We start from the raw sequence: 10,837 nt of genomic DNA, 5'->3' as shown, positions 1-10,837 counted from the left end.
GTTCCGGTTGTCACGCCAGTGGCACTGCCGGGTAGCTAAGTTCGGAATCGATAACCGCTGAAAGCATCTAAGCGGGAAGCGAGCCTCGAGATAAGCTCTCACTAGCACATTAAGTGCTCTGAAGGGTCGTTGCAGACGACGACGTTGATAGGCGGGGTGTGGAAGCGTTGTAAGGCGTTGAGCTAACCCGTACTAATGGCCCGTGAGACTTAACCATACAACACCCAAGGTGTTTGCTTGTTGAGCACGTAAGACGCTTTATCGAATTGAATAAGAGAGTGGCGATACAATCAGCCGAATCCATGTTGTGACAGTTTATGTCTGGCGGCCATAGCGGTATGGCACCACCTGGCTCCATTCCGAACCCAGAAGTGAAACATACCAGCGCCGATGGTAGTGTGGGGTCTCCCCATGTGAGAGTAGGACACCGCCAGACTTCAAATAAACAATCCCTCGTGCGCAAGCACGGGGGATTTTTTATTTCCTGGTGGTGTGCTACGTGAGAGTAGGGTGAAAGCGGGAATTCGGCTTGCCACCCATGTGGCAAGACGCCGCTTGAACGGTGCGAGCTCTGCGAGCGCCTGTGGCGGCGCCAGACTTCAAATAGAATGACCCCAGCCAAGTGGCTGGGGTTTTTTTATGCCTGCTCGCCGGCGTACGTCGCGCCCGCACCCTGCACGTTGCGCATCCTGCGCGACCATCGACATCGCCCCGTGCGCCCAAGGCGCACGCTACGACGGGGATAACGACCGGGCACGTACGTCGCGCATCCTGCGCGACCATCGACACCGCCCCGTGCGCCCAAGGCGCACGCTACGACGGGGATAACGACCGGGCACGTAATCCACACCGCCCCGTGCGCCCAAGGCGCACGCTACCTATAATTTTTGTTTATATATAATCGTAAACTGCATTATCTGCGTACTCCTAACTACTGGTATATTGCCCAACATAATTTGTTTGTGTTAGGGCCCATGGAGAGCAGTAATGAAAAAATATAATGCAATTGCGATGGCTGTTGTTACAGCAACATCGATTAGTTCCCTACCTACGTTTGCCCAGCAGCAAGATCAAGCCGAGGCGGACGTAGAAGAAGTGATTCAGGTTGTTGGGTCACGGCTATCTTATCGCACGGCAACAGACGGTGCGGCGCCGGTCGACATCATTTCAGCAGATGACTTAGCAGCTACGGGCATTACAGAAACAGCAAAAGCGCTGCAGTATGCCGTGCCGAGCTTTAACTTTCCGTCGTCCTCAGTGACAGACGGCACAGATGCTGTGCGTCCTGCCTCTTTACGCGGACTTTCTCCTGACCATACGTTGGTGTTGGTGAACGGAAAGCGTCGTCACAAATCGGCCTTAGTACATTTAAGTGGGACAACCGGTCGTGGTAGTTCTAATGTCGACTTAAACGCGATACCTATTTCAGCGATTAAGCGCATTGAAGTGCTACGCGACGGTGCCGCGGCACTCTACGGCTCGGATGCGATCGCTGGAGTTATCAATATCGTGCTGAAGGACAATGATTCCGGCGGCACAGCCAATGCACAAGTCGGTCAAACCTATGAAGGTGACGGCGAGCAATACAAACTATCTGCTAGTGGTGGGTTTAAAGTAGGTGATACAGGCTCTCTCACACTATCAGGTGAATTTCATCATAAAAACCGTACAAATCGTGCAGGTCCTGATCCACGTCAGCAGTACCCCGAATTACCTAATGGCGACCCTGATCCGCGAGAAGAAACCTTTGATCGCTATAGTTTTCATGTAGGTGATGCAGAGTACGAAAACGCAGCGTTGTTCGCAAACTATGAGCAGGAAGTGGTTGAAGGTGGCACTTTATATGCTTTTGCTGGCGTAAGTGATCGCTCATCAGAGTCGGGCGCATTCTATCGTCGAGCACTGCAGTCCAATACGCTTACAGAAATCTATCCTGATGGGTTTTTGCCAATTCTCGCGCCTGACGTGAAGGACTATTCTGCTTACGTAGGTTATGAGTGGTTATTAAATGAGTGGACCATTGATGTAAGCGCAGGTCATGGTATGAGCGAGTTTCAATATAACGTAAAAAACTCGCTTAATGCTTCCTTAGGACCCAATGTTACGCCGACTTCGTTTGAAGCGGGTACATTAGAAAATAGGGAAACAAACGTCACTATCGATGCCCAACGTTTCATTCCTTTTTTGAATAACTCTGATCTCTCGATTGCCACGGGTATCAGTTATCGCGAGAATAGCTATCAGATTACGGCAGGCGAGGAAGCCTCGTACATCGATGGTGGTTACCAGGATCGTCCGTCAGGTAGTCAGGGTTTTAGTGGTTTTACACCAGAGTCTGAGGTCGACCAAAGCCGAGATAATATTGGTGTGTATTTAGAAGCGGAAAATCAGCTTACTACAGATTTCATGTGGGGCGCTGCGGTACGTTACGAAGATTACTCCGACTTTGGTGACAACACCAGTTGGAAACTCTCCGGGCGTTACGATATTACCGATCGGTTTGCGATACGTGGGGCAGTCAACACGGGCTTCAGAGCGCCGAGTGTGCAGCAACTTTATTTCACCAATGTATCAACCTTATTCGTTGATCGTGGCAACGGTTTAGTGCCGGAGCAGTCGGGTACCTTTAACAATTTAAGTGATGTAGCTAACGCCCTCAATATTGGACGTTTAGAGCCTGAAGAGTCGCAGAGCTACAGCCTTGGGTTGGTGTGGAATGGCTATGATGGACTCGCGGTAACACTCGATGCCTATCAAATCGCAATCGATGACCGCATCATATTGTCGGGCGATGTATCACCAATGGATTCACCGGCCGTTGCGGAAGCACTTGCACAAACAAATGCTGATAATGCTCGGTTCTTTGTTAACGCTGTGGATACAACGACCCAGGGCATTGATCTGGTCGTTAGCAAAGATTATGACCTCGACAGCTATGGCTCGTTAAAAGCGCAACTCGCTTATGGATACAACGATACAGAGATCGATTCTGTTAACTTACCGCCGTTGCTCGATGGACTTGAGCAAGTCCTGTTTGACGAAGATGAACGCGTGAGAATGACAGAGTCAGTGCCCTCAAGTAGTGCGTCTTTGGGTCTGACGCATGAAATGGGTCGATGGACGAGTAACGTACAATTTAGCTATTTTGGTACCTACAGTATCAATTACTCAAGTGGTAAAGAGACGTACGGACCGAATTGGATTACTGATATCACAGTGAGTTACGCATTAAACGATCAGTTCGACATTACGGTTGGTGCACAAAACTTGTTTAATGAATATCCCGACGAACGTGGTGAAGGTAATCAATTTAATGGCATCTTTAAATATCCGCTTACTAACTCGCCGATAGGCTTTAATGGAGGATATGTTTACACGGAAGTTGAGTATCGCTTCTAATTAAATTGAGTTAGTCAAAACCGCCACTATGTGGCGGTTTTTTTTATTTTATGTGCGTAGAAATGCCTCACTCACATATTGTTACTGTATAAAAGCTAATTAAAACAAATAGTTATAAATTGGCACGGAGATTGAATTAAAAAAGTAGCGTAGATACAGGAGGAGGGCATTATGTCCACATATAAACGTAGTTCCGGTAAAGGTTGGTTAATCGCGTTACTTGTTATAGGTGCGCTATTTTTTGCCCCAGAAATACTTTCAGGCTTAGGTTTTGCAGTAGGGTCAGTACTCGAGTTTACTATCAGTCTACTGATCGGATTTGCCGTAGTCGGGTTAGTGTTTTTTGTCGTGATGACTGTGTTTGGTAGTGTATTGCTCGGTTTGGCTGCAGGATTCATTGCATTAATATTTACCGGCATTGGTATGTTTTGGCCACTCATTGTTTGTTTGCTGATCTTATACTTTGTGTTTCGGGATCGACGCAAAACCGTGTAACATCACTTCAATGACAAAAATTGAGGTGAAACCAATGTTAAAGTTATTAGTGGGTCTTGCGCTAATGGTATCAACGAGTGCTATGGCGCAAGATACTTTGAGTATTTCTGATGCGCGAGCAAAAGCGTCCATTCCGGGTTCTCAAAACGGCGTTGCATTTGCGACGCTAGAGAACCTTTCATCCACACCTATTACCATTCATCACGCCACTTCAGATATCAGCAAAATGACTCAGATTCATACACATGAAATGCGAGATGGCATGATGTCGATGAAACACGTACCTGAATTAACGATTGATCCCGGTGAACAGGTTGTGTTCCAAAGTGGTGGTTATCACTTCATGCTAATGAGCCTGAAAAAGCCTTTGGTGGAAGGACAAACTTTTAATCTCACTATTTCGTACGATGATAATCAGACACAAACAATTTCAATTCCGATTGAGGGTCGATAGCAGACTATGCGAATAGGTCAATTTAAGCTGAGTATTAAATGGTTACTCATTTCATTAGTATCTTTACTGCTTATTTTATGGATTATTGCTTGGTGGTTCTCTGAAGAACCCGACACGTTCAGCGTTAAGCAACGCGTTCAGGCGCAAGCAGAGCAATTGAATTTAGAACCAGTCAATGGGTTTGCAACTTCAACTGCGGCTATCGAAGTGTTGGATACCTTGCTAAATAAGCGTGGTGGCTACATGAGCAATGATATCCTTCCGCCCTTTGTGTGGGTTGATGATATTCCGGCATGGGAATACGGCGTTGTACAAATGACGCGCGATCTTATGTTAGTGATGCGTAACGAATACAGTCGTTCTCAGTCCCAGTCTGCCGAAAATAGCTTCCTAGTGGTGGCACAGCCCGCGATGAATATTGATCACGAAAGCTGGTTTGCTCCATCGCCAGAGAGCGAGTTTAACGAGGTTATTAAACAATTAAAGCAATATCGGCTTGCGCTTGCTGACCCTAATGACCATTCCGCACAATTTTACTCCAGAGCAGATAACTTGAGAGCGTGGGTAGCGGAGGTAGAGAAACGTTTGGGATCTTTATCGCGTCGTTTAAGTGCGAGTGTGGCGCGAGTTGAGCCCGATATCACGCTAGCCGGTGATGCAAAAGCTCGGCAGTCTACGCCAACTCCTCGTATCGTACGAGAGCAAACCAGTTGGTGGGAAATTGACGATGTATTTTATGAAGCGCGAGGCGCTTCTTGGGCGTTACTGCATTACTTGAAAGCTGTCGAAATCGACTTCAAAGATATTCTGGAAGATAAAAATGCGTTAATTAGCTTGCAACAGATTATTAGTGAATTAGAGTCAACACAGAAGACACTCTGGAGCCCAATGGTACTGAATGGTTCTGGTTTTGGTCTGATGGCAAACCATTCATTGGTAATGGCTAATTATATTTCTCGTGCTAATGCTGCGCTCATTGAATTACGCAGCTTGCTAGCACAAGGTTAAGCAACTTACAGAAGGTTCAACTATGAAGCATATTGCGAAAATATTACCACTCGCTGGCTTGGCGCTCGCTCCAATGGCTGCCAATGCTGACACCATTTTTGGTATTTTTGCAGGTGGGCAATATTGGAACGGTAATGCCGATGGCTCGATTTCGGCATTCGAGCCGCAGGTCCAGCTTGGCAATTACGATGACCAAAGCGAAACATTCTCAAGTTACTATGTAGCACTTGAGCATCCAGTGCCTTTAATCCCTAATTTTAAAGCGCGTTGGAATGATATGACCGTTGATGGTGAGGGAATCAACCCCGAGAGCGACTTCAGCCACGTCGATTATATTTTGTACTACGAAATTTTTGACAACGATATCGTTTCTATTGACTTAGGTGTCAACGCGAAACGGTTTGATGGCAATAGTAGCTACATCGTCGCAGATTCTACCGTGACGCCTGTAGAATTCTCGGGTACTGTACCGATGGCCTATGCGGCCACAAAGATTGGACTGCCTTTTACCTCTTGGTGGATAAATGCCGAAGCGAGTGCCGTCAGTTTTGATGATAGTGATATCCGCGATATCAGCGCATCGGTTGAGTACCAGTTTCTTGATAACGCCGCGGTCGATGCCAGCGTCAGCCTCGGTTATCGTGATATGGAAATTAAGTTAGATGATATCGATGACACTTATAGCGATGTGCGCTTCTCGGGTCCTTATTTGTCAGTCGACGTTCATTTCTGATGAACAACTCATAAATACTTGCAGTTGAAGTTCGATATGGCTAGATTGTTATATCGAGATTAACAATTTGCAGGCAAGAATGAGCAGTAATAATGAAGAGCCTCTGTTTCTTATCGATGACGATGATGAAGCTAGGGCAGTCACCGCGTTAGAAAGTTGGAAAATTTTGATCGTTGACGACGATCAGGAGATTCATGCCGTAACCAAAATGGCGCTATCTGACGTAATTATTGCCGATAAATCACTTGAATTTATTCATGCCTACAGTGGTGAGCAAGCCATGGATGTGCTTGCTAACCAAAATGATGTCGCGATGGTTCTATTGGATGTCGTCATGGAGTCTGATGACGCTGGATTAAAAGTAGCGCGCGCCATTAGAAGCGAACTACGAAATGACGAAATTAGAATCGTGTTACGTACCGGGCAGCCAGGCTATGCGCCTGAAGAGAGTGTCATTAAAGATTACGATATCAATGACTACAAGACCAAAACCGAGTTAACTCGAAGCCGATTGCTAACAACGGTCTACGCTGCCATACGCTCCTACCAACAACTCCGTACCATCAATGAGAATCGTCGAGGATTACGAAAAATAATCCACTCGGCTTCTAACTTGATGGAAAAACATTCGATCGTTAATTTTTCTGAGGGCGTAGTTACCCAACTCGCATCACTGTTAGGTTTGAGCGCCGAAGGTATTGTTGGGGCGCGCGCACCGCACAAAGACAACGAGATATTGGTATTGGGTGCGGCGGGACACTTTGCCGGTAGCATTAACCGTTCGCTGACAAGTTTAAATTCTAAATTTATCGAAGATGCGGTAAAGCAATGCTTGCGTGAGCAGCGACATATTCAACTTGATGGCGCGTCTGTGTTTTTTATCGATGGTCAGATACATCAAGCGGCAGCTTATATTGAAACCGAAGAACTGCTTGAGAACTACGACCAGGAATTACTTGAGGTCTTTCTCGCAAACATCGCGGTGGGCTTTGAAAATGCCAATTTGTTTGAAGAGTTGAGAGCCGCAGCCTACCGTGACCCGTTAACGGGTGTGGCTAACCGAGGCGAATTCTCACGACGTTTAACCGAATTAGCAAAACTTAAAGACGAGCGAACGGTCGTTGCGATCATTGATATAGACCACTTCTCTGATGTGAACGATGGCTTGGGGCAAGACGTGGGTAACCTTTTGTTGCGCTCAGTAGCGTTACGACTCAGTGAGCAACTCGGTCAGGATGTGTTTGTCTCACGCATAGCAGCCGATGTGTTTGGTTTAATTGGTCCAGAAGAAATTATTTCACCTCGTAATTTAAATGAGCTGTTCAGACTGCCCTATCGCGCGGGTGAGCATCATATCCCACTTAGTATTACGTGTGGCTTTACAGCAGCATCCAACAGTGAGCATGAAAGCGGTAAAAGCTTGCTTAAGCAAGCCTATATTGCGCTCAAGAATGCCAAGAAGAACTCTTTCGAGCGCCATAATTACTACTTGCCTTACATGGAGCAAGAAACTCAGCGTCGTTTGCACATTGTGCGTCTGCTACGAGCAGACTTTGCAGAGCGACGTCTACAAGTGTGGTATCAACCGCAAGTATGTTTAGCCTCTAAACGAATTATTGGTGTAGAGAGCTTATTACGTTGGCCACAGCGGGACGGAAGCTTCATATCACCCGGCGAGTTCATTCCTCTTGCGGAATACTCTGGGTTAATCGTTGATATTGGTGCTTGGGTAATTGAGGAAGCCTGTCAGCAGATACGCCAGTTTGATGAGTTGGGTTTGCCAGAGCTTCGCGTCGCGGTTAACGTGTCAGTGCCCCAATTCAGGATGCGTGACTTTCCTGAACTTGTTGAGCAACAGCTACAAAATCACAACGTCAGCCCGGATCGGCTAGAGTTGGAAATAACCGAGAGTATCGTGATGGAAGATCCTGATCTTGTTGCTGATATACTCTATCGCTTGAAGCGGCAAGGAATTCACGTTGCTATTGACGACTTTGGCGTCGGCTTCTCATCGTTGAGTTACCTTCAGAAACTTCCTCTCGATCGTATTAAAATCGACAAGACATTCGTACACAACTCAAATGAAGACAGTGGCCGTATCATAATTGAGACTATTGTGAATATGGCTCATCGACTGGGCATGAGTGTATTGGCAGAGGGCATTGAGCTTGAAGAGCAAGTGAATTACTTTAAACACTTAAAAGTCGCCGAAGCACAAGGCTTTCATTTTGCCAAGCCGATGCCGGCGGAAAAGTTGGCAGAATTGCTAGCTAAGCAATCCGCCAACATTAATTAAGGCAGCTACTGATAAACAGTCACACTATCAGCTTTCATTGAATAACCTGTAACTGCAAGATCGCTATCTGTACGTTGGGTTGAGATAGTGCCCTCAACCCATACCGCATCGTAGGTATTCTCGTAAGGCACGCCTTCAGCAAACTTAACGTGAATAATCTGGTTGGGAGGCGGTGGTGGCACGTGGATACAGGCACCAAAATAAGGCACTAAAAGAAATTCCGTAACAGCATCTGCGTTACCTTCGAGTTGTACTACATAGCCTGGAATCTTTACTTTCTTGCCATCTAACGCTTGTACCACAGGCGCATCAAGAAACTTTTGCTCAGCTTCTTCTGGGTTCTGGTCATAGTATGACTGTGGCTTTACAGGTGGAGGTGTAAAGCCCTCAGGGACTAAATCTTTCCAGCCTATCTTGTCACTGGCGAATGCCATACTTTGACTCGCGAGAATCAGCAACGTCGTGCTGATGATTACTTTCAAACTATACTTCATACTTTCACCGTTAAACCGTCTGCAAGTGATTGGCGGTAAGCGCGCCAAGCAGGTACAAGACTCATTAAGAAACCTGCAACGACCACAAATGACATTCTCAACCATTCTGCCGTAGTAGGCCACTGCAGAGCAAACAATAAGCCGGTCTGCTGCTGAATAAGGCCGGCAAGGGAAATTTGCAGGACATATAGTAACGCCAGGCCTGAAGCGGTAGCGACGACTGTCAGTAAAACCGCTTCCGTGACTAACAATGTGAACAATGTACCCGGGCCAGCACCTACTGCTCGCAACACAGCCATCTCTCGGCTACGTTCACGTAGACTTGCCAGCAAGATTGTGAGCATGCCGAGTAGGCCAATGATAACAACAATAGCGGAGATGCCATTAAGCGCTTGCTCAAACACACGTAATGTTTTCCAAAGCTGTTGCAATGTTTGCCCCGGCATTAATGCAGTCAGTGGCTCACCATCTGCGGTGTTGATATCGCGCTGCATAAATAACGCCATCTGGCGAGACTTTAAACCCACCAATGCCGCACTTATAGCGCTAGTCGGGTGATGGTGGTCAGCGTGCTCATCATGACCGGTATGCCCGTCCGTATGCTCTTCGGCGTCGCCAGCCGTCTCGCCGCTATGAATGTCCTCAAGTGTTTTTAAGTCAACATAAATGGATTGATCAACAGGGGTGCCCGTGCGATTTAAAATGCCAACAACATCAATTGGATGACCACTGTGTTCGCTAAAACTAACACCACCTGTGCCATGTGCGATAATTAGCTGGTCACCAACATTAAAGTCCAACTTTTCTGCGGCATCGGCGCCTAATACCGCTTGCTCTGACTCTGCAAACCATACGCCGCTTTGTAACTCAAGCGGTTGTCGGTTGGCATACTTAAAGTGCTTGAAATAGTCAGTTGTAGTCGCAACAACCGGCATGCCACTCACACTATCACCCAAAGAAATGGGGACTGACCAATCAACTTGTCGATTTTGACTGAGCTTCTCGTAGCTCTGCCAGCTCATGCTGTTGTTAAGCGCTCCGATATGAAAAACGGATGCCAACAACAATTGCACGTCACCACTACGTGGGCCAACGATTAAATCAGTGCCCGAGACGGTATTCGCAAAATTCGCTTGGACTTGTTCTTTTACTCGTTCAACGGCAAGCAATAGTGCAACGCTTACAGCGATTGCGATGACCGTCAGTAGTGCACTTGTTTTGCGGTTAGCCAAACTTTTAATAGCAAGTTTAAGCATGGGACGAACCTCCCACAGCCTGATTAATGTCGCTTAACTCAACATGGCGATTAAAATACTGCCCGAGGCTCGCATCATGCGTCACAAATAACACGGTCGTATTATTCTGTTCACTGAGTTCGAGTAATAGCTTTATAAAATCATCTCTCCGGTCACTATCGAGCGCAGAAGTTGGTTCGTCTGCGATAAGTAGTTCGGGCGCGCCAAGCAGTGCTCTGGCGGCTGCCACGCGCTGCTGTTGACCTACACTCAAGTTAGCCGCTGCTTGTTGTTGTTGCGTGGCACTAAGACCGAGCCGTTGTAAGTATTGAATGGCGAGTTGTTCCGCCGACTGTCCACTTTCAGTTACGCGTTGGCGGCGTTTAGGAGAAAACCGTGTGGCTAAAAGTACGTTGTCCAGCGCGCTTAAATAAGGGAGTAGGTTAAATTGTTGAAAGATATAACCGATGTGATCGGCACGAAATCTATCGCGTTTACGACCGCTAAGCTCAGACAGCGATTGCTCGAGTAGTTTTACGCTACCCTGTTTAGCAACGTTGATGCCTGCGAGCAGGGATAACAAAGTTGATTTACCGCTACCGCTGGGTCCGCGTAATAAAACGGTTTCGCCTGCTTCAACTTGCCAATGGGGAATATCTAAAGTGAGTTGATCGCCTTGCCAGGCAAAGGCAAGACGATCAATTTCAATGGCTGAGGCCATGA

Annotated in this window: 9 protein-coding genes and 2 rRNA genes; 8 read left to right on the top strand and 3 right to left on the bottom strand. The window is 46.9% G+C overall.

The window, feature by feature from the left end; translation table 11 throughout:
* From B2X00_RS08350 to B2X00_RS08315, 8 genes are all read left to right on the top strand, one after another.
* A 23S ribosomal RNA gene (locus tag B2X00_RS08350) occupies positions 1-217 on the top strand; the annotation flags it as partial.
* A gap of 103 nt (positions 218-320) precedes the next feature.
* Positions 321-436 (top strand): 5S ribosomal RNA (gene rrf / locus B2X00_RS08345).
* A 551-nt stretch (positions 437-987) separates the two neighbouring features.
* Entirely contained in the window at positions 988-3,399 is a 2,412-nt protein-coding gene (locus tag B2X00_RS08340) for a TonB-dependent receptor plug domain-containing protein (RefSeq protein WP_290487124.1), read from the top strand.
* A gap of 171 nt (positions 3,400-3,570) precedes the next feature.
* Complete coding sequence (locus B2X00_RS08335; RefSeq protein WP_071464272.1) at positions 3,571-3,894, top strand: hypothetical protein; 324 nt, start codon at positions 3,571-3,573, stop codon at positions 3,892-3,894.
* Between the two features lie 34 nt (positions 3,895-3,928).
* On the top strand, positions 3,929-4,348 hold the full coding sequence (locus B2X00_RS08330; RefSeq protein WP_290487123.1) for a copper chaperone PCu(A)C: 420 nt from the start codon (positions 3,929-3,931) through the stop codon (positions 4,346-4,348).
* 6 nt (positions 4,349-4,354) lie between these two features.
* Positions 4,355-5,356 (top strand): DUF2333 family protein, encoded by a 1,002-nt coding sequence (locus tag B2X00_RS08325; RefSeq protein WP_290487122.1) that lies wholly within the window; start codon positions 4,355-4,357, stop codon positions 5,354-5,356.
* 22 nt (positions 5,357-5,378) lie between these two features.
* Positions 5,379-6,089 (top strand): TIGR04219 family outer membrane beta-barrel protein, encoded by a 711-nt coding sequence (locus B2X00_RS08320; protein ID WP_290487121.1) that lies wholly within the window; start codon positions 5,379-5,381, stop codon positions 6,087-6,089.
* 79 nt (positions 6,090-6,168) lie between these two features.
* Positions 6,169-8,385 carry a two-component system response regulator gene (locus B2X00_RS08315; RefSeq protein ID WP_290487120.1) on the top strand — a complete coding sequence of 739 codons (2,217 nt, stop codon included), beginning with the start codon at positions 6,169-6,171 and terminating at the stop codon, positions 8,383-8,385.
* 5 nt (positions 8,386-8,390) lie between these two features.
* Here B2X00_RS08315 and B2X00_RS08310 read toward each other — a convergent pair whose 3' ends face one another.
* The 3 genes from B2X00_RS08310 to B2X00_RS08300 are packed head-to-tail and all read right to left on the bottom strand — an operon-like array spanning position 8,391 to position 10,835.
* Positions 8,391-8,879, bottom strand: coding sequence for a DUF3299 domain-containing protein (locus B2X00_RS08310; RefSeq protein ID WP_290487119.1), 489 nt, complete (start codon positions 8,877-8,879; stop codon positions 8,391-8,393).
* A complete protein-coding gene (locus B2X00_RS08305) occupies positions 8,876-10,135 on the bottom strand; it encodes an ABC transporter permease (protein ID WP_290487118.1) in 1,260 nt (419 codons plus the stop codon). Before B2X00_RS08305 ends, B2X00_RS08310 begins: the two co-directional genes overlap by 4 nt.
* Entirely contained in the window at positions 10,128-10,835 is a 708-nt protein-coding gene (locus B2X00_RS08300) for an ABC transporter ATP-binding protein (RefSeq protein ID WP_290487117.1), read from the bottom strand. Before B2X00_RS08300 ends, B2X00_RS08305 begins: the two co-directional genes overlap by 8 nt.
* Between the last annotated feature and the right edge of the window lie 2 nt (positions 10,836-10,837).

Source organism: Idiomarina sp. UBA3162 (assembly GCF_002364475.1).
Taxonomy (GTDB): domain Bacteria; phylum Pseudomonadota; class Gammaproteobacteria; order Enterobacterales; family Alteromonadaceae; genus Idiomarina.
Note: the sequence above shows the minus strand (reverse complement) of the source record. Positions and strands in the feature narration are given on the sequence as shown.

Excerpts from the sequence above, each read along its gene's own strand:
- B2X00_RS08340 (WP_290487124.1), top strand. The coding sequence starts at position 988 with ATGAAAAAATATAATGCAATTGCGATGGCTGTTGTTACAGCAACATCG.
- B2X00_RS08335 (WP_071464272.1), top strand. The coding sequence starts at position 3,571 with ATGTCCACATATAAACGTAGTTCCGGTAAAGGTTGGTTAATCGCGTTA.
- B2X00_RS08330 (WP_290487123.1), top strand. The coding sequence starts at position 3,929 with ATGTTAAAGTTATTAGTGGGTCTTGCGCTAATGGTATCAACGAGTGCT.
- B2X00_RS08325 (WP_290487122.1), top strand. The coding sequence starts at position 4,355 with ATGCGAATAGGTCAATTTAAGCTGAGTATTAAATGGTTACTCATTTCA.
- B2X00_RS08320 (WP_290487121.1), top strand. The coding sequence starts at position 5,379 with ATGAAGCATATTGCGAAAATATTACCACTCGCTGGCTTGGCGCTCGCT.
- B2X00_RS08315 (WP_290487120.1), top strand. The coding sequence starts at position 6,169 with ATGAGCAGTAATAATGAAGAGCCTCTGTTTCTTATCGATGACGATGAT.
- B2X00_RS08310 (WP_290487119.1), bottom strand. The coding sequence starts at position 8,879 with ATGAAGTATAGTTTGAAAGTAATCATCAGCACGACGTTGCTGATTCTC.
- B2X00_RS08305 (WP_290487118.1), bottom strand. The coding sequence starts at position 10,135 with ATGCTTAAACTTGCTATTAAAAGTTTGGCTAACCGCAAAACAAGTGCA.
- B2X00_RS08300 (WP_290487117.1), bottom strand. The coding sequence starts at position 10,835 with ATGGCCTCAGCCATTGAAATTGATCGTCTTGCCTTTGCCTGGCAAGGC.